The following is a 19743-nucleotide window of genomic DNA, read 5'->3' as shown; positions in this document are numbered from 1 at the left end:
TAAACGCACGCAGAACGCATTTTTTTAATATAAATTGATTTAAAATCCTTATTTATCTTATATATAAAATTTCATTCTACGTGCGTTGAAGAGCATTACAAATTTAAAAAGCACTTGGGTGGGCAGCCAGAGTAACAGTTAAAGCTAAAATATAAAAATTATTTATAAATAAGAAATAGCATTAAAAAATTTAAAGGGTGGGAATTAGAAAAAATTCAAAATTTTATTTTAATCCCCCCCTTTTAGATTTTAAAGCTTTGTTTTTTATATTAGTTTGATTAAATTTTGTAGGTCTTAAGTTTATAAAGTGCACCCGCCCAAAGTGTTATTTAAATTTGCACTTTCCTAAACGCACGCAGAACGCATTTTTTTAATATAAATTGATTTAAAATCCTTATTTATCTTATATATAAAATTTCATTCTACGTACGTTGAAAAGCATTATAAATTAAAAAAGCACTTGGGTGGGCAGCCAGAATAACAGTTAAAGCTAAAATATACAATTTATTTATAAATAACAAATAGTATTAAAAGATTTAAAGGGTGGGAGTGAAAATAAATTTCTTATATGTATTATATAATTAACTTTTCCAAAAATACTTATCAATTAGATATAATCTATAAATACTTATAATAAAAAAAGAGCCTAACTTAGAAAAGTTAAGCCCTTTACATTATCGTTGGAGTTTTATGCTGTTAAATTGAATTTTTTCAAATCTTCATCAACGCTTCCTATTCCTCCAATTCCGAATTTTGAAACTAATATATTAACTACATTAGGTGATAAGAACCCAGGAATTGTTGGTCCTAAATGTATATTTTTTACTCCCAAATATAATAATGAAAGTAAAACTATAACAGCCTTCTGCTCATACCAAGCTATATTATAAACTATAGGCAAGTCATTAATATCATCTAAACCAAATAAATCTTTAAGTCCCAAAGCAATAACAGCTAGTGAGTAAGAGTCATTACATTGTCCTGCATCTAAAACTCTAGGTATTCCGTTAATATCTCCTAAATCTAATTTATTGTATCTATATTTAGCACAGCCTGCAGTTAATATTACAGTATCTTTAGGAAGTTTTTTTGCAAACTCAGTATAATATTCTCGCTCTTTATGTCTTCCGTCACATCCGCCCATTACAATAAATCTTTTTATAGCCCCAGATTTTACAGCTTCAGCAATTTTATCTTTAAGTGATAATACCTGATTATGAGCAAATCCTCCAACTATAAAACCGCTTTCTATTTCTTTAGGAGCTTCGCATTTTTTTGCATGCTCTATTATAGGAGTAAAATCTTTATCGCTTTCTTTACCTGTATGGCTTTCTATATGTTTTAAGCCCTCAAAACCTGCTGCCCCTGTTGTATATACTCTGTCTTTATAACTTGGTAAAGGAGTTACTATACAGTTTGTAGTCATTAGTATAGGACCGTTAAAACTTTCAAAATCTTTTCTTTGATCCCACCAAGCTCCGCCGTAATTGCCTACAAAATGTTTATATTTTTTTAATTCTGGGTAGTAGTGAGCAGGAAGCATTTCAGAGTGAGTATATACATCTACTCCTGTGCCTTCTGTTTGTTTTAGTAATATTTCTATATCTTTTAAATCATGACCAGATACTAATATTCCCGGATTTTTTCCTACACCTATATTAACTTTTGTAATTTCTGGGTTACCGTAAGTAGAAGTATTAGCTTTATCAAGAAGTGCCATTCCGTCAACACCATTTTTACCTGTTTCAAGCACTAAAGCTAAAAGTTCATCGGCATTTATATCATTTCTTAATGTTTCATTTAAAGCTCTCTGTATAAAAGCATCAACTTCTTCATTCTCATAATCAAGCATATTAGCATGTCTCATATAAGCACTTAATCCTTTAACTCCATATATAACAGTTTCTTTAAGGCTTCTTATATCTTCATTTTTCTCTTCTAATACGCCTACTGTTTTTGATTTAGCGTCCATATCCTCTTTGCTTTTAGGAGTCCATAAAGATTCTTCAAGTATAAGTAATTTATCTTTTACCTGATTTGCTAATTCATTGCAAAGTTTTGCAGTGTATTCTATTCTCTTATAAAAAACTTCTTTATCAAAGTTGGCATTTGTTATAGTAGTAAATAAATTGAATGTTACATCATGATTAACTTTTTTATCTACTTTACCGCCCTCTTTTCTTATAGCAGTTGTTATATTAGAAAGCCCTTTAGTTACATGAACTAGTAAATCTTCTAAATAGGCTAAATCTGGTTTTTTACCGCATACACCTGATACAGTACAGCCTGTATTATTCATTGTTTCCTGACATTGATAACAAAACATTTTATTGTCCATTTAATCCTCCATTTATTTTTTTTGTTTTGATTTTTTATCATCTGTTTTATTTATCTTGAAATCCTTATCTAATAAATAATGATCTTTGATTGTATGGCTTTCCATATAGTTTTTGAACTTTCTGTTTATATCATTAACTAAATCACCCATTATACAGCTTGAACAGTATTTATCGCATTTAGAATGAAATAAACAGCTTCTCTGCCAATTTTTACCCTCTATAGTTTCGTATATATCCAAAAAAGAAGCATTTTCTTTACCCTCAGCAATTTTAAATCCTCCTGCAGGTCCTTTTGATGAAGTAAGATACCCAGCCTTTACAAGTGCCTGAAGAACTTTCGACAAATGATTGGGTGAAACATCAAATCTTTCTGCTATATCTTTAAGAGATGCAAACTCTTTAATAGATATATACACTGCAGAGTGCAGAGCTATAGCTGAGGCTTCAGATATTGGAATCATTTTTTATTCCTGTTATTACTAATTTAGTATATTGGTACTATAATACTAAATTATATTTTTGTCAATATCTATTAATAAAAAAATATAAATTGTTTATAGAGATAAATTTATTATATAAATATAACTAGAAATATATTTTATTTATCCAAATTTCAATGCATACGCCCATTCAAAATACAGCACAATTCATAATAGGAAACAGATAATTATTTAATTTTTTATGAAAAAATATTAATTTATATTAAAAAAACAATATTTATGACAATTTTTGTCATTAAAATGTGCTATACTATATAACATATATTTATTTTTAAGGATTATTATATGTCAGAATCAACTAATCAAGAAAATGATATAATAGAAAGTGTAAAAGAAATCTTTGATAATGGACGCATTTATAATATACCTGCATATCAAAGGGGATATAAATGGAATGAAGAAGATGTTGGGGCTTTACTAAATGATATTGATAAATTTGAAAAGGGAGAAAATAAATTTTACTGTCTTCAAAATATCACTATAAAAAAACAGGAAGATAATAATAATATTTATGAAGTTATAGACGGGCAGCAGAGATTAACTACTTTATCAATATTATTATCATATTTAGGTGAAACAGATTTATTAAATAAGATACAATACTCTATAAGAGAAAAAAGTGGGGAGTTTTTATATAAATTATTATTAGAAGAAGAAGACTATTTAGATAATAATTTAAGCTATAATGATAATTTTAATAAAGACTATGACAGCCAAGATGTTTTTCATTTTTGCTTAGCTAAGCATACTATAAAAAATTTTTTTGATAAATTTGGTAATGATAAAAAAGAAAGTTTTACAACTAAATTATTAAACAATGTAAAACTAATAGTAAATGATGTAAGCAATGCAGCTGGCAATAAAACTGATGTTAAAGGTGAAACTATATTCAAAAATCTTAATTCTAATAAGGTAGCTTTGGAATATTATGATTTGATAAGAGCTATATTTATAACAAGAGTAAAAGAATATGAAAGTGATGTAGATTTGGCTGAAAAAAGAATAAAAATAGGTATTGATATAGATAACATGAATATATGGTGGTCAGATAAAAATGTAAAAGAATATTTTAAAATCTTTTCTGGTGAAAATAATATATCAATGCTTTATGATTTATATTGGAAATGCAGAAATGAAGTAAATAATAGTAAATCAGAATCAAATAATAATAAAGAAAAATCTAATAATGAAGCCTTATTTAAATATTTAGATAGTAATACAGGTAACTCAGAAGAAGTATTTAAAGAAGTTGTAAGATTTCATAATACTATGGCAGATTGGTATGAGGATAAAGAAATATACCATTTGCTTGGTTTTATTGGTAAACATATAAAAAAAATAGAAATAAAAAAAGAAGAAGAAAAAAATAAAGCAGAGTATTTAGAAAATATTATTTATATATGGAAAAAATGGGAAAACAATACTACTAAAGAAAGTTTTAAAAATAAATTAAAGCAAATTATAAAAGATGATTTAATAAAAAACATTGAAAATGAAAATTATCTTAAAGCTATAGGAGATCCTAATAAAAATTGGTATTACCAAGAAAATAATACAATAAAATTATTGGTGCTTTTGGACATAATAAAAATACTTAATAATAAAAATATAAATCATAAATTACCAGCAAATTACTTTTCTGTAAATGGTGAAGATATTGAACATATATTTTCTAAAACTCCTAATGATAAAACAACTATAAAAGATGCTATTGACAATATTGATTTGATAGTTAATTTAGTAAATGATAATGGTTATAAAGAAGAATTAGATGATTTTGTAAAAGACTTAGAAAAAGAAAAAAAACTAAAAAACGAAATTACAACATTGGATAGTATAGGTAAGTTAGAAAAATACAGGGAGGTTATTAGAGAAGTTCCTTATGTACATTCAATAGGCAATTTAGTTTTAATAGACTCACATACAAATAGAAGTTACGGCAATGCTTCTTATATTGAAAAAAGAAGAATAATAATAGAACTGTATGAAGAAGGAGATAAATACATAAGAAATCATACTTCTAGTATATTTTCTAAAAATGTAAATGAATGGACTATTGATAATATAACAAATACAGCTGAAGATATTAAAGAAAAAATAGAAGAGTTTTTTAAAGATATAGAAAAAAAAGGGGAATAAACATGGCTGAATTGATAAAAAAAACATTTATAGATATATTAAAAAATGAAAATATTATTGTCCCAGAAATTCAAAGAGAATATGTATGGGGAAGTGAAGAAAATATTAAAAATTGTAAAAATTTACTAGATGATATTATTAAAAGAAGTGAAGATAGTAAATATAATATCGGTTTTTTATATTCTTATAATAAAGATAATAAAGTTTATTTGATAGATGGTCAGCAGAGATTTACTACTTTATATTTAACATTGCTATATTTATCTGTAAAAGAAAATAAAAAAGATGAATATAAAAAACATTTGGAAAAGTTCTCGTATAAAGTAAGAAATTTAACAAAAGAATTTATTGATTTGATGATAGAAAAAATTAAAGAAGAGAAAGATTTTTTTGATATCGAAAATAAAACTTGGTGCCTATCAGTTTATAAAAAAGACCCTACAATAAAAAATATTATAAACTTTTTTAGTATATTCAAAGAAGATAAATATAAAAAGATTTCTTTATCAGATATTGAAAAAGCAGAATTTTGGTATTTTAATACTCCAAATACTTCTCAGGGTGAAGAGCTTTATATAACTATGAACTCGAGAGGAGAAAAAATAGCAGAATATGAAGATATCAGAGTTTCTTTATTATCAGAAATACAAGAAAAATATTATAAAGATAGAGCAACAAAATTCAATAAAATAGAACATTTTTTCTGGAAGCATAGATATTATAATAAAAATAATGCTGATGAAGAATTTAACAAATTTTTAAAGCAAGTAATAGCTTTATCAAAATTTGAAAGCAAAAAAAATGCTGATGGTAAAGAAAGTGAGTCAAACGCAATTGATAAAATGGATAATATAATTTATCGTTATAATTCATTAGAGTTGTTATATACAGTATTGAAATCAGAAAATAAACAATATTTATCTGAATTAAATAATGATAAAAATATTTTAAATGAAGATACAATAATTATTCCATTTTTATATATAGTTAAAAATATATTTAACATAGATAAAGATAATTTTAAGAACATAGAAGAAAATACCAAAAAAGATTTATTCCAATGGCTTAGATTTTTATACAATATAAGATTTAATCATAACAAAGAACCTATAAATTATATTTTAGATAAAATTAAAGAATATAAAAATAATGAAAACAGTAATATTTTTGAATATTTTAAAAATGAAGATATAGGAACATTATTAAATTATTATAAAAATTATAATGGAGAAATAGGTGAATTTGATTTATTAGAAAGCGAAGTAAATAAAATTAAACTTCTATCTATTTATAATGACAATATTTCAAAAAGAAATGAATTACAAGAATTATTTTGGCAATTAGAAGATAATAAAATCTTAAGAGGAAATATTGACTATATTATAAAGTATTCTTTGGAAAGAATTAATAATAATTTAGAAGATATAAAAGCTGAAGAGATAAAACAAAACTTTTTTAATACTTTTAGTAAGTATAAAGATATATTTGAAACCTGTTTTAATGAAGAAAAAGTTCCAAGAGGTATTTTAATAAGGTCATTATTAACTTTTGCTAAACCAGTTAAGAGAGAAGAAAGTCCTTTTTTTCAATCCCATGCTCTATATGATAATTGGAGTAATACTTATAATGTACATAAAGTTTCTTTGTGCAGAGATATAAATAATTTACATGATTCATTTCAAAATAAAAAAAGAGATAAATATGAAACTAACCCATACTATAAAACATTGTTTGATAAAATTTATAAAATTATAGAAAATCAAAATAATGAAATACCATATATTTTAGAAGAAATAATAATAAAAAGTTTTACAGATAAGCAAGAAAATGAACAGAAAGAAAATCCTTTCTATAAAATAATAAAAGATGAAAATTATATAAAACATTTTGGATACATAGCATACGATATTAATAAAATTAAAGAAATAATGTTTGTAATGAAAAATAATAACTTTAAATCTCACCATGAACAAATTAATGAACAATAATTTATAAAAATACAAAAAGGAGTTTAACTTAAATTAAAAGCTAAGCTCCTTTTTTCTATAACCTTAATTAAAATAAAAAATATCATATTTCAATAAGAAAGCCTATTGACTTTATTTTTTTATGCATATAAGATTTTTCCTTGTGTCTTGAAATTTTACTTTTTATACAATTATTACAAATTAGAGGTATTTTATAATGAATAACAAAATGCTGGAGCTTACAGAAGGTAATGTCAATAAAGGATTAATAAAGCTTGTTATACCAATGATACTGGGCAATCTCTTAAATATAGCATACAATATAGTAGATACCATATGGATTGGACAGATGGTAGGACCTAAAGGACTTGGAGCTATTGCTGTAAGTTTTCCTATTATACTAATACTTATGGCTATTGCTTCGGGGGCAACTGTAGCTGCTAATGTATTAATAGGTCAATATTTTGGGGCTAATGATGAAGATTCTGTACTTTATGTTTCTAAAGTTGCTACTACAATTAGTTTGATAACTTCTTTGAGCTTAGCAATTATAGGATATATATTCGCTCCTATGATGATGAGATTTTTAAATACCGCTGACAGCATTATGGAATATTCTGTAAGCTATTTTAGAATAAGCATGATAGGTTTTCCTTTTATGTTTTATTATTTTTTGGTATCTGCTTTGCTTAGAGGAATAGGCGATACTGTAAGACCTTTAATATTTTTAGCCGTATCTTCCGTACTCAATTTGATACTAGACCCTATTATGATAAAAGGACTAGGACCAATTCCAGCTATGGGATTAAACGGAGCTGCTTATGCTACAGCTTTTTCTCAGTTTATTTCTGTAGCTGTAAGTATGATATATTTAAAAATGAAAAATAGTATAGTAAAGGCTAATCCTTTTAATTTAGTATTTGATTTTAATATTACAAAACTCATGTTCAGAATAGGTCTTCCATTTGCCGCTATGCAGTTAATAACTTCAATAAGCTGGCTCTTATTAAATAGGCTCATCAATACATACGGAGAATCAGCTTCTGCTTCAGTGGCTGTTTCTATGAGAGTAGATTCATTATCTTTTTTACCGCTTTTAGCACTATCAGCAGGTATTGCCACCATGACAGCACAAAATATAGGTGCTGGTAAAATGGAGAGAGTTAAAGAAATATATAAAGCAGGCATCAAACTTTCTGTAGGAATATCAGCTTTTATGGCACTTTTTTCTGTACTATTTCCAGAAATAATTGTACGAATGTTTACAGATGATATGAGCGTTTTAAAATATACCAAAAGCTATATATATGTAGTAATGCCTTCTATAATAATGCTTGCTGTTATGTTTTCTTCTAATGGAGTAATTAACGGAGCTGGCAAAACTTTTATGCTTATGTTATTTGCTTTTTGTGCCCATATAATAATAAGAGTACCATTAGCCTATATTATATCTCCAAAGATGGAATTATGGGGTATATGGACAGCTATGGCTATCAGTAATTTCTTTAGTATGAGCTTCAGTTTAATATATTATTTCTCTAATAGATGGAAAAAAGGAGCGAATATTGCATCACATTCTGCTGCCGAACATAATGTTTGATAAGATATTTTAGTTTTTGATTGCTTTTTTTTGTAAAAGTATTATAATCATAAATTGTGTTGTTTACATAATTATTTTATTATAACGAGGTGTTATATGGAGTTAAAAAACTATATAAGAAATATCCAAGACTATCCTAAAGCAGGCATACTCTTTAGAGATATCACAACTTTACTTCAAAACAAAGATGCTTTCAAATATGCAATAGACAAAATGGCCGAACAAGTAGAAAGCGAAAAAATAGATTATATAGTAGGAGCAGAAAGCAGAGGTTTTTTAATAGGTTCAGCATTAGCCTATAAAATGAATACAGGATTCATACCAGTAAGAAAAAAAGGCAAACTTCCTTACAAAACAATATCAGAAGAATATGCCCTAGAATACGGTACAGACACTTTATTTATGCATGAAGATGCTATCAAAAAAGGTGATAGAGTATTAATAGTAGATGACTTAATAGCAACAGGCGGTACAGCTCTTGCTATGATAAAAATGGCAGAAAAACTAGGCGGTATTGTAGCAGGATCTTCCTTTTTAATAGAATTAAAAGAATTAAACGGAAGAAAAGAAATATCCAAATATCCAGTACATGTATTGATAGAGTATTAATATATTATTGACTTTTAATGATTTTTATTATAGAATAGTATAAAAATTATTTAAGAAAAATTTTATTGAAATAAATACAATTATAAGGAGAAAGGAATATGCCATCTATTAAACCATTAGCAGACAGAGTGCTTTTAAAAGTATTAGAACAAGAAGAAAAAACTTCAAGCGGAATACTTCTACCAGATACAGCTAAAGAAAAAACTCAAAAAGCAGAAGTTGTAGAAATAGGCGACAGCGAAGATATAAAAGTAAAAAAAGGCGACATCGTTATATATGATAAATATGCAGGCATTCAAATAAAAGAAGGCGATACTGAATATTTAATAGTAAAAAATGAAGAGATAGTTGCTCTTATAAAATAATTAATAGCTATATAAGAACGATAACTAAATAAAAGAACACTTATCTTTAAAAAAGATGGTGTTCTTTTTTTACTTATTTGCTTTTTATCATGTTATTATTATTGTTAATAAAACTTTTTTTCGTATCATAAAAAATTAATAAGGTTAAATAATATATAGAAAATTATATTATTTAATTTTATTAATTTGTTTCGATAATTATTATACAGATAATACATTTCATTCTTTAATCGGGAGATATTTTTTAATGCATAGATACTTTATAATATTTCTTTTTTTGGTATTCAATATAGTATATGCACAAGAAAATACCAATAAAACTTCGGAATACACTTTTATATACGAAAAAGAAAACACTTTTAATATATCCGATACCAATTCTTCTAATGAAGTGTATATAATGATAGAAAGAAGAGGTCTTCCTCTTGTAAACAGACTGGTAAGATTTACTTCTCTTAATCCTGATGTATTTGATTTTGAAATACCTAATGATTCAAATAATAATGAAGAGGTATTATTAAAAGATTTGGAAGATGATGATAATGAAGAAACTAATACCTCCATTACAAATACTTCTGATATATACATTATTCCAACCGATGAAAATGGAATAGCGAAAGCTAAACTTAATTTAAAAGATCAAGGCAGCGGAGTAGTGCTTATGCATATACTCTATGTAGGTTCTACTGGAAACACTAATATATCATACGAAGAATATGCTTATGTTAATGTTGTAGAAGACAAAACAGGAAGTATATCTTCAAAATTAATAAACGGAGATATAGAGAATTTAAATGCTAAAAGTTCAATTATAATGACTGTAACACTCTTTCCAAGTCTTTTTCTTGTATCAATAGCTTTAATCTTAATAAGTTATTTCAGACATATATATGATGAATATAGAAATGCAAAGTCCAAAATAGTAATGTATACTTTTTTCGGATTTAGTTCTATTAAAAAGAATTTCAGATTAATGATATTTATTATACTTGCAGAATTAATCATTGTAGGCTGCTTTATGTTTTTAGACAGCTATATTTTCTCAGTCATTTTAATAGCATTCTTTATAGCTGGTTTTTTGGTAAAAAGAGAGAAAATGTATGCTATAGCATTTTTTATATTATCCTGTATCTCTATGATATATTTATACCTTGAAACATTTACAAGACATATGTCAATAGAATATATACTAAATAATAATATAATGCAGAACCCTGTATTTATATTCTTTTTATTTTTCTTTATTACAGCATTATCAGGAGGAATATATATACCTATATGCTTATTAGTACTATATAAAATAGCATTTATTACAAATGATTTATCTTTGGCTATTGCTTTGATTAGTATATTTGTATCATCAATTCTTTATATTGTAAAGGTAAAGAAAAATATACCATTTTTATATTCTATTAATTTATTAAAGATAAAAGACTGATAATATGATTTTTGATTTGCTTAGAGATTTAGAACTCATTATGTCTGATATAGTATTCAGCGGAATTAATAATATAGATTATACTACTATAGAAAAAATAGAAGTATTATCCAATAAATTTAAAAAAATATCTATGGATAATTTAAAAGAACTTCTTGATGAGTTCGTATTGTCTATAAAGAAATACAAAACAGATAATAATAAAAAAGAAAATATTAAAGAAGTATCTGATTATATTTGTAAAATAGAGTTCTATATAAAAAATGCATTATCATCAGAATAATAATATTATCTTTTAATATATCTTTCCATTTCTCGGTCTAAAGTTTTTCTTTTTAGAGTTTCTCTTTTGTCATGAAGTTTTTTACCCTTAGCTAATGCCAATTCTACCTTTACCTTCCCTCTTGCAAAATAGAGTTTAACTGGAATAAGAGTAAGACCTTGTTCTTTTATTTTTCCGTATAAACGTTTTAATTCTCTTTTTTTCATTAAGAGTTTTCTTTCACGAAGCGGCTCATGATTATTTCTGTTACCGAAATGATATGGGGAAATATGCATATTAACTATAAAAAGCTCTCCTTTTTTAAAAGAAGCATAACTGTCAGCCATATTAACACTTCTCTCACGCAATGATTTTACCTCTGTACCAAGTAAAACAATTCCAGCTTCAAACGTTTCTATAAGCTCATAATTGAAAAGAGCCTTTTTGTTTTTTGTTATCTCTCCAGATGAGATAGTATTATTTCCCTTTTTATCTTTCTTAGCCATAATTTTATTATACAAAATATAATCAATTTGTCAATTGCAGTTTTATTTTCATATGTTTAGTATCACACTATAATTTATAATACTCTTCAACGCACGTAGAATTAACCTATTTATATAGAGTTTAATTAGAATACTAAATTGATTGATATTAAAAAAATGCGTTCTGCGTGCGTTTAGGAAAGTTCAAATTTTTAAATTACGCTTTGGGTGGGGCAATTTTTGAGGTGAAGACTTACAAGATTTAATCAAATTGATATAAAAAATAAAGCTTTTAAATCTAAAAGGGAGGGGATTAAAATAAAGTTTTAAAATTTATTTTCACTCCCGCCCTTTAAATTTTTTGATACTATTTGTTATTTATAAATGATTTTTATATTTTAGCTTTAACTGTTATTCTGGCTGCCCACCCAAGTGCTTTTTAAAAAATTATACTCTTTATAAAATATGATTGTTTAGGTATATACCAATATATAAATTTATCAATTATAATTTTACTTCATATTTTTGATACATTCTTGAAAAAAGTTTTATCTATGTTATAATTTAAATATATAAAAATAAAAAAGGATTTTTGTTTTTAGGGATATAAATATTATGGACGATATTAAACAACTTAAAGAAAATAATGAAAGCATGGAAGCTCAGGCAGAAAACAAATCATCTGAAAAAACAGCATTTGAAATAGATGATTCTATTCTTTCCAACAGAGAAGAACTTGAAAAGGTAATGGAAGCTGTTATATATGTAGAAGGCAGTGTTCCTATAGGCAGACTTAGAACACTTTTTAAATGTGAAAATTCTGATATAAGAAACTATATAGAAAGTATAAATAGTAAATACAGAAATGCAGGCAGTGCTATAGAGATACTTGAAGTAGGAGACTCTATCATTATGACGATAATACCTTCTACATTCGGAACTTTATCAGCTATATATGATAAGAAACGTAAGAAGAAAATATCAAAAGCAATGCTTCAGACTCTTTCTATAATAGCATACAAACAGCCTCTTACAAAAGCTGAAATTGATGATATAAGGCAAAGTGATAGCGGATATCATTTAAGAGCTTTAATGGAAGACGGTTTTATTACTTGGAAAGGAAGGAAGGATTATTTAGACAAAAGACAAACTTATGGAACTACAGATAAATTTTTAATGCATTTTGGAATAAATAGTTTAGATGATCTTCCAAAATTAAGAGAGTTAAAAGATTTAGAGTTTAATAAAAATGAATAAAAGCAATTTTTTTGTTAAATTTTATTAAGTTTATTATTATAGTCCCATTTACTCATTAGCATATAATGATAAATGGGGCTTTTTTAATTTCACAAAATCATTTAAATAGACTTGTTTCAAAAGTACTTGACAAATAATTTTAATAGTTTATTCTTTTATGCTAATTTATATAATATTAATTATTAAATAAATTATATGTTTTACATGTTGTATAGTTTATCATTTTAGTATATAAATATGCAGTCCTTCGCGGCTGCGGGCTGTGCCTGCTTCTTTGGGTCACCACCGAGTAGGTGCCTAGGCGGCAAAAGAAGTGGGGTCTGGGGCAAAGCCCCAGTCATAAAAATACTAAAAATTGAAATAGTATAAATATTTCTTAATTTAGTTTTGAAACAAGTCTAATAATTGAATTTATAAAAAAGTTAGCATTTATATTTTTTAAATACTAACTTTTTCATTATTATGCTTTGTTAAATAATCGAAAAATTATACTATAAAATTAATATAATATTTAAAAGTTTTTCTTTATTTAATTTATTTCATTTAATTTATTCTGTATAGCAATAAAAAAATCTCCTTATTTCTAAAGTATCCGCTATTACATCTTTAAGTTTTGGACTTTGCATAGAAGGAGAAGTATAATGATAAAGCGGTATAAAAGCCATATCTTCGCCTATAAGCATATCCTCTGCCTTATGCATATTACTCATTCTTATTTTATTATCCAAAGTATTTTTGGCTTCTAGTATAAGTTTGTCATAATCAGCATTATTATAGCCTACCCTATTTCCAGAACTGCTGCTTACAAAAAGATCTGCAAAAGTCATAGGGTCAAGATAATCACCTATCCAATCAGCCCTGCAAACTACATAATTTCTAGTCTGCCTATTTTTCTGAAATACAGACCACTCTTCCTGAGTGATAGTCATATCTATATTAAGATTTTCTTTCCACATCTGCTGAATGGCTTCCGCTATTGTTACACCAGTACCCGGATTTGTCTTAAACTCAAGCACTGGAAAATTACTACCATTTGAATATCCAGCCTCAGATAAAAGTCTTTTTGCCTCTTCAATATTTTTATTATAGTCTTCTTTTTTAACGCTGTAATATTCGCCTCCATTTTCTCTAAAGTCGCCTTGTATATCCTTAAGCCCATAAGGTATAAATGCTGCTGCAGGTCTTTCTCCGCCTTTTGTAATATTTTCTACTATATAGTTTCTGTCTATTGCAAGTGCCAATGCTTTTCTTACTCTCTTATCTTTAAGAACTTCATTTGTATTATTAAGAGCATAATATGCTGTTCCTAAAGAAGGTGTTACAACCAAATATCCCTCTTCTTTAAGTAAGTCTATATCATTAGGAGGAATTTTATATGAATACAGTATAGAGCCTTCTTTTATAGCGGCATATGCTGTAGAAACATCAGAAAACATTATAAAGTCTAATTTTTTAGCTTTTATATTATCCTTATTCCAATAATTAGTATTTAATTCCAAAGATATTATTTCATCTGCTCTTCTCTCTGTCATCTTATAAGGCCCATTTCCTATATATGTATCAGGTGAAAAAGTCCAATCATCGTTTATAAACTCTTCTCTAAGAGGAGAAAATATAGGTACTGCTGCTAATTCTAAAAAATATGCTGTAGGTGCTTCAAACGATACTTCCAAAGTTTTATTATTTATCGCTTTCACACCAAGCTCTTCTATAGGCAATTCACCAGATATTACTTTAGAAGCATTTTTTATAGGTGTTATTAAAAAACTATATGAAGAAGCTGTTTTTGGGTCGGCAAGTCTTCTAAAAGAATATACAAATTCAGAAGCAGTAACATCTTTACCGTCAGACCATTTAGCATTGTCTCTCAAATGAAATGTCATAGTAAGTCCGTCATCAGAAATGTCCCATCTTTCAGCCACACCTCCTACCAAATTATTATCTTTATCTTTTGTAGTAAGCCCTTCAAATACATGTGCTGCATATATCATACTGTCTATAGCTGATAAAAATGACGGGTCTATACTTTGAGGCTCAGCTCCTATGCTTACTCTTATGCTTTCATTAGATAAATCTTTATTTTTACATGAAATTAATAATAATAAAATAATGATAATTGATAAATAGATTATTTTTTTCATAACTTTGTCCGTATATTAAAATATTATGTTAACAATATAATTTATATACAAAATATCAATATTTGTCAATAAATTGAATATTTTTTTTATAAACTTAATATATAATATTGATTTTTTTTTATTATTATATATATTAATAATAGTAATTTCCTTATAGAGGGTGAAATTGTGGAAGATATTATAAATAATATAGAAGATAGTATAATATATCAAGAAAGAGAAAAAGAATTAATAGATAGTTGGAAACAAATAAATGATCCTCTATACAATAAAATAATAGATGATTTAGAATCAATACCTGTTTTACAAAACCAAATAAAAGATTTAAATACTTTATTGGGTGAATTAGATAAATCTAATGAAAATTTGGAAGATTCTAATAAAGAATTGAAACTAGAAATTGAAAAATTAAATAAAGAAAATTTAAAATTAAAATTATTAAATAATTTAGGAATATGCCAATATCCTCCATATATCGTTTCTGATATGATAAAAGAAGTGTATAATATATACATATCTAGTCATAGAATAACTTCAATAGCTGAAGAAAATAATTTTTTTAGTAATAAAAATATTGTACTTAGAATACCAAGAAAAAAAAACAGTAAACAAAAATATTCATCTACTGTTATTTTTTCATTATTTGGTGTTATAAAGATAATATCAATAGTGAAAAAAACTTTATCAGATAATATTGATAAAATGATAGAAAAAAATAAAAATAATGATAAAGAACCTATTAATTTAGAAAAACATATCGAAAATATGAGAAATGGAATATTAGAAGATGAAGATTTGTTACACAAAATACGCACTTCAAAATAAAAAAGAATTTGAAAAAAATCCTTATTTAAAATTAGTATTAGATGGATTAGAAAAAACTATAAAAGAAGATCCAACTATAAAAAAATCCAGAAAATCTCCTATAAAAATAAATAATGAAATTAGTATAGACTTATATTATAGATCTTGTCCATCAAATTATCCTAATTTTATGTATGTTTATTTCATAGTAGTTAAAGATGAAATAAATATTATAAGTGTAATTAATGATATTGAAAATCCAGATGATAATGAACAATTAAATTTATTTTAATTCAAAATATTCAGCATAACAAAAAGAGGCTCATAAAATTAAGCCCCTTTTATAATATTATTATTTAGTATTATTCTTCGATATAAGCGTAATTAAATTTATGTCTTCCTAAAGGATTTAATACCACACCTTTTAATTTAGGATTTTTTATAAAAGAATCTGCTCTGTAATAGAGAGGTATTATAGGCATCTCCTCCATTAAAATATTTTCAGCTTCTGCCATAGACTTCATTCTTACATTATTATCAGCAGACTCTTTTGCTGTTAATATAAGACTATCATAGTTCTGATTATTAAAACCTGTATGATTTACTCCGCCGTAGCTTAGCATAACATCAAGCATAGTCATAGGATCATTATAATCTCCAGTCCAGCCCATTCTAGCCATTTGATAATCTTTTTCTAGTAAAGATTGAAGTGTGATTGGAAACTCTTCTTGAACCAAAGAAACATTAACATTTAAATTTTCTTTCCACATCTGCTGCAAAGCCTCTCCTACCAATACATAAATACCAGGTGAAACTTTTAATTCTATTACTGGATAGTTTTGTCCGTCTGGATACCCTGCTTCAGCCATTAATGCTTTTGCCTTTTGAACATTAGCCTCATAGTTATTAACATCTATATATTCTTTATTTTCTTTTCTAAATGTAGTTTCTAATCCTCTTACCTCAGTAGGTACAAAAGCACCAGCTGGAACTTGTCCTCCTTTAGTAACATTTGATACTATATAATTTCTGTCTATAGCTAATGATAAAGCCTGTCTTACTCTCTTATCTTCAAATGCTTTATTTGTAATGTTTAACTCTATATAATAAGTGCCTATAGCATTATTACCTACTATATATCCGTCATTTTTTAAAGTTTCTATCTCAGCAGAAGGAGGTTCTAATGCAGAAAAATCTATAGTTCCGCCTCTTATGCCAGCAATTGCTGTATTAGGATCGCTCATAAGAACAAAGTTTATTTCTTTTGCTGTTTGTTCATTCTTATCATAGTAGTTGGTGTTTATTTCAAAAACTATTTTTTCATCAGGTACTCTTTCTTTCATTTTATAAGATCCGTTTCCAATATATGTTTCTGGTTTTAATGTCCATTCATCGCCGTACTTTTCTATAATATCTTTTCTAACAGGAAAAAATACCCCAGTAGAAGCTATAAACTCTAAAAAATAAGCAGCAGGATTTGCTAATTCCACCTGAAATGTATAATCATTAACTGCTTTTACTGCCAAATTATTATAATCCATAGTACCTGAATTTATCTCTTTAGCATTTTTAACCACTTCCATCATATATGAATACTCGGCTGCAGTGTTGGGATCAACTGCCCTCTTCCAAGAATATTCAAAATCTTTAGCTGTTACTGGTTTTCCGTCAGACCATTTAGCATTTCTTCTTATATTAAAAGTATAAGTTAATCCGTCATCAGATATATTCCAACTTTCTGCCATACCTGCTTTAACATTATTATTAGAATCTATTTTTGTAAGTCCCTCAAATGCATGATGTATATAGCATGAAGCCATATTTAAAGAATTTAATGTTGGGTCTATTGTTTTTGGTTCTGGACCCAAATTTATTGATATTGATGATTTTTCATTATTATCTGTTTTTGAGCATGAAAAAATAAATAAAAGTATAACAGATAAAATTATCGCTATTTTTTTCATATTTTTGTCCTTATATAAATTTTTTCTATGTTATACTATAATTTTTTTTGTGTCAATAAATAATTCTTTATACAGTAATATTTATTGCCTTACATATTGACAAAAACAAAAAAAATAATATTATGTTTACTTATTATGCCAAATATTTTTGAGGAAACAATATATTATGATAAAAAATATTCTTACATTATCTATTATACTTTTAATAATATCATGTTCAAATAATAATAATCAAACAAATACTAATGCAATAAAAACTCAAACTAATGAAACAAAAACAAATGAATTAATACAAACAGAAGAATTAAACAATAATGATACAAAAAATGATAGTTATTATACATCAAAAAATATAGAATGGATATCTCATCACTATTACATGAAAAATGATGAAGGGGATTTCTTTTCAGTATATTTAAATGACAGATGGCCTGATTATATAAATAGCGATTCTGAATTAATTCCTAATTATGAAAAAATAAAGGCAGCTTTTAATTACAAAAATTTAAATGATGTAAATCAATTCTATGATAAAAACAGTATTCTCGATATAACTAATAATAAAATATATGCAGAAGCTGAAAATGGAGACAGTATAGAAAGTACATATTCAAATATTTCATCATTTAAAATGACATCAAAATCATTAAATAGTTCGTCAAAAGAAATAAATACAAGCTTATCATTAAAAGCTACAGTATATAACTATGTATACTCAGATGTATCTGAAACTAATGAATATGGAAGTGCATCTACATTCTCATACAAAGATACTATATTTTTGCTTATACCTGATGACACTAACAAATTAGAAGTATATGATAAAATTTCTTTTGATATAAATGAAGATTTTAATTTAAACAATATAAAAAGAAATGAAAATTTAGAATTTGAAGATAAAAAGGGAAGCATATCAAAATTATTTGAAAACTATATGAGTGATCTTTATAATGAATGGTTAACAAATTCAGCTTACAGCTATGAATCAAGTAAATCCATCAACATAACTTATTTTAATGATAAAACTATATCTATAAGAAGAACTTCAACACTATATTTAGGCGGAGCACATGGAGTATACAATAATTATAATTTAGTATATTCATTAGAAACAGGTGAAAAAATAGAAGTTACTAATTTGATAAAAGACTTTGATGATGGTGAATTAAAAAGTACTATGGTAAGCAAACTTCTATCCATAGATAACAGAACAGAAGAAGATTATTTAGTTCCATTAGATGAAATAACTTTAGCAGATACATCTTTTTATATATATGATGACGGCATGCATTTTGTATGGCCTATATATAGTATAACGGCTTATGTTTTAGGTGAAACAGAGATAGTTTTTGATTTTGAGGAGATTAAGCCATTTATAAAAGATGAATATTCATATATACTTAAATAAACTCGTTTCAAAACCTTATATATAAAAATATCATATATTTAATATTATATTTTTTATACAAAAATAATTTATTTTTTATAAAAAATTAAATATTTTTTATATATTTTATTAGTAGTTTATTTAAGTGATAAATCCAAGCAATAGACCATCACACAACAGCGAATAAGCGGGATTTAACGGGATAAAGCGGTATTTAGTGAAATGTAAAAAGAAAAAGAACCAACACATTATGCAATTAATTTAATAATTTTTATATGTAAAACGATGAAAAAAACTCATTTTAATATATTTATAAAACTATTACAATCTAACAGCAATTGGAAAATACACATTCCTTTTCATCGCATTAATTTCAGGTACTTGATTTGTAGGATATTTTTGTATACACTCTTTTGATAAGTACAAAGCATCTTTAACAGTTACAATATATTTAGATCTTAATCCTATTTTAGAAGCTTCTATTAA

At 26.0% G+C, this 19743-nt stretch carries 16 protein-coding genes; 11 read left to right on the top strand and 5 right to left on the bottom strand.

Annotation, left to right across the window (positions count from 1 at the left end):
- Positions 1 to 688: 688 nt before the first annotated feature.
- Together hcp and F811_RS0102820 are read right to left on the bottom strand one after the other, a co-directional pair.
- On the bottom strand, positions 689 to 2338 hold the full coding sequence (gene hcp, locus F811_RS0102825; RefSeq protein WP_020003773.1) for a hydroxylamine reductase: 1650 nt from the start codon (positions 2336 to 2338) through the stop codon (positions 689 to 691).
- Positions 2339 to 2350: 12 nt separating this feature from the next.
- Positions 2351 to 2800: an RrF2 family transcriptional regulator gene (locus F811_RS0102820; protein WP_020003772.1), complete on the bottom strand. Its 450-nt coding sequence runs from the start codon at positions 2798 to 2800 to the stop codon at positions 2351 to 2353.
- 324 nt (positions 2801 to 3124) lie between these two features.
- Here F811_RS0102820 and F811_RS0102815 point away from each other — a divergent pair, with 324 nt between their 5' ends.
- From F811_RS0102815 to F811_RS0102785, 7 genes are all read left to right on the top strand, one after another.
- Positions 3125 to 4978: a GmrSD restriction endonuclease domain-containing protein gene (locus tag F811_RS0102815; RefSeq protein WP_020003771.1), complete on the top strand. Its 1854-nt coding sequence runs from the start codon at positions 3125 to 3127 to the stop codon at positions 4976 to 4978.
- A 2-nt stretch (positions 4979 to 4980) separates the two neighbouring features.
- The gene (locus F811_RS0102810; protein WP_020003770.1) at positions 4981 to 6966 is read left to right on the top strand and encodes a DUF262 domain-containing protein; all 1986 of its coding nucleotides are present in this window, start codon (positions 4981 to 4983) and stop codon (positions 6964 to 6966) included.
- Between the two features lie 193 nt (positions 6967 to 7159).
- On the top strand, positions 7160 to 8545 hold the full coding sequence (locus tag F811_RS0102805; RefSeq protein WP_156821983.1) for an MATE family efflux transporter: 1386 nt from the start codon (positions 7160 to 7162) through the stop codon (positions 8543 to 8545).
- 96 nt (positions 8546 to 8641) lie between these two features.
- On the top strand, positions 8642 to 9154 hold the full coding sequence (locus F811_RS0102800; protein ID WP_020003768.1) for an adenine phosphoribosyltransferase: 513 nt from the start codon (positions 8642 to 8644) through the stop codon (positions 9152 to 9154).
- Positions 9155 to 9252: 98 nt separating this feature from the next.
- The gene (locus tag F811_RS0102795; protein WP_013114097.1) at positions 9253 to 9519 is read left to right on the top strand and encodes a co-chaperone GroES; all 267 of its coding nucleotides are present in this window, start codon (positions 9253 to 9255) and stop codon (positions 9517 to 9519) included.
- 247 nt (positions 9520 to 9766) lie between these two features.
- Positions 9767 to 10957, top strand: coding sequence for a hypothetical protein (locus tag F811_RS0102790; RefSeq protein WP_020003767.1), 1191 nt, complete (start codon positions 9767 to 9769; stop codon positions 10955 to 10957).
- A gap of 4 nt (positions 10958 to 10961) precedes the next feature.
- Positions 10962 to 11240, top strand: coding sequence for a hypothetical protein (locus tag F811_RS0102785; protein WP_020003766.1), 279 nt, complete (start codon positions 10962 to 10964; stop codon positions 11238 to 11240).
- A gap of 5 nt (positions 11241 to 11245) precedes the next feature.
- Here the strand turns inward: F811_RS0102785 and smpB are convergent, their stop codons facing one another.
- Positions 11246 to 11725 (bottom strand): SsrA-binding protein SmpB, encoded by a 480-nt coding sequence (gene smpB / locus F811_RS0102780; RefSeq protein ID WP_020003765.1) that lies wholly within the window; start codon positions 11723 to 11725, stop codon positions 11246 to 11248.
- 633 nt (positions 11726 to 12358) lie between these two features.
- Here smpB and scpB point away from each other — a divergent pair.
- Positions 12359 to 12961 (top strand): SMC-Scp complex subunit ScpB, encoded by a 603-nt coding sequence (gene scpB / locus F811_RS0102775; protein ID WP_013114093.1) that lies wholly within the window; start codon positions 12359 to 12361, stop codon positions 12959 to 12961.
- Between the two features lie 548 nt (positions 12962 to 13509).
- On the opposite strand, the gene F811_RS0102770 is transcribed toward scpB, so the two are convergent.
- Positions 13510 to 15102, bottom strand: a complete 1593-nt coding sequence (locus F811_RS0102770) for a peptide ABC transporter substrate-binding protein (RefSeq protein ID WP_020003763.1) — start codon at positions 15100 to 15102, stop codon at positions 13510 to 13512.
- A gap of 168 nt (positions 15103 to 15270) precedes the next feature.
- On the opposite strand from F811_RS0102770, the gene F811_RS0102765 reads away from it, so the two are divergent.
- Complete coding sequence (locus F811_RS0102765) at positions 15271 to 15927, top strand: hypothetical protein (protein WP_020003762.1); 657 nt, start codon at positions 15271 to 15273, stop codon at positions 15925 to 15927.
- Positions 15890 to 16198, top strand: a complete 309-nt coding sequence (locus F811_RS0102760) for a hypothetical protein (protein WP_020003761.1) — start codon at positions 15890 to 15892, stop codon at positions 16196 to 16198. Before F811_RS0102765 ends, F811_RS0102760 begins: the two co-directional genes overlap by 38 nt.
- Before the next feature lie 70 nt (positions 16199 to 16268).
- On the opposite strand, the gene F811_RS0102755 is transcribed toward F811_RS0102760, so the two are convergent.
- On the bottom strand, positions 16269 to 17870 hold the full coding sequence (locus F811_RS0102755; RefSeq protein ID WP_020003760.1) for a peptide ABC transporter substrate-binding protein: 1602 nt from the start codon (positions 17868 to 17870) through the stop codon (positions 16269 to 16271).
- 166 nt (positions 17871 to 18036) lie between these two features.
- On the opposite strand from F811_RS0102755, the gene F811_RS0102750 reads away from it, so the two are divergent.
- Positions 18037 to 19278: a DUF3298 domain-containing protein gene (locus tag F811_RS0102750; protein WP_020003759.1), complete on the top strand. Its 1242-nt coding sequence runs from the start codon at positions 18037 to 18039 to the stop codon at positions 19276 to 19278.
- Positions 19279 to 19743: the final 465 nt, after the last annotated feature.

Origin of the sequence: Brachyspira innocens ATCC 29796, assembly GCF_000384655.1 — a bacterium.
GTDB lineage: Bacteria > Spirochaetota > Brachyspiria > Brachyspirales > Brachyspiraceae > Brachyspira > Brachyspira innocens.
Note: the sequence above shows the minus strand (reverse complement) of the source record. Positions and strands in the feature narration are given on the sequence as shown.

What these genes read in the sequence shown, in the direction of transcription:
- smpB (WP_020003765.1), bottom strand. Translation starts at nt 11,725, where the DNA reads ATGGCTAAGAAAGATAAAAAGGGAAATAATACTATCTCATCTGGAGAG.
- F811_RS0102750 (WP_020003759.1), top strand. Translation starts at nt 18,037, where the DNA reads ATGATAAAAAATATTCTTACATTATCTATTATACTTTTAATAATATCA.
- F811_RS0102820 (WP_020003772.1), bottom strand. Translation starts at nt 2,800, where the DNA reads ATGATTCCAATATCTGAAGCCTCAGCTATAGCTCTGCACTCTGCAGTG.
- F811_RS0102795 (WP_013114097.1), top strand. Translation starts at nt 9,253, where the DNA reads ATGCCATCTATTAAACCATTAGCAGACAGAGTGCTTTTAAAAGTATTA.
- F811_RS0102785 (WP_020003766.1), top strand. Translation starts at nt 10,962, where the DNA reads ATGATTTTTGATTTGCTTAGAGATTTAGAACTCATTATGTCTGATATA.
- F811_RS0102800 (WP_020003768.1), top strand. Translation starts at nt 8,642, where the DNA reads ATGGAGTTAAAAAACTATATAAGAAATATCCAAGACTATCCTAAAGCA.
- scpB (WP_013114093.1), top strand. Translation starts at nt 12,359, where the DNA reads ATGGAAGCTCAGGCAGAAAACAAATCATCTGAAAAAACAGCATTTGAA.
- F811_RS0102790 (WP_020003767.1), top strand. Translation starts at nt 9,767, where the DNA reads ATGCATAGATACTTTATAATATTTCTTTTTTTGGTATTCAATATAGTA.
- F811_RS0102810 (WP_020003770.1), top strand. Translation starts at nt 4,981, where the DNA reads ATGGCTGAATTGATAAAAAAAACATTTATAGATATATTAAAAAATGAA.
- F811_RS0102815 (WP_020003771.1), top strand. Translation starts at nt 3,125, where the DNA reads ATGTCAGAATCAACTAATCAAGAAAATGATATAATAGAAAGTGTAAAA.
- F811_RS0102770 (WP_020003763.1), bottom strand. Translation starts at nt 15,102, where the DNA reads ATGAAAAAAATAATCTATTTATCAATTATCATTATTTTATTATTATTA.
- F811_RS0102755 (WP_020003760.1), bottom strand. Translation starts at nt 17,870, where the DNA reads ATGAAAAAAATAGCGATAATTTTATCTGTTATACTTTTATTTATTTTT.
- F811_RS0102760 (WP_020003761.1), top strand. Translation starts at nt 15,890, where the DNA reads ATGAAGATTTGTTACACAAAATACGCACTTCAAAATAAAAAAGAATTT.
- hcp (WP_020003773.1), bottom strand. Translation starts at nt 2,338, where the DNA reads ATGGACAATAAAATGTTTTGTTATCAATGTCAGGAAACAATGAATAAT.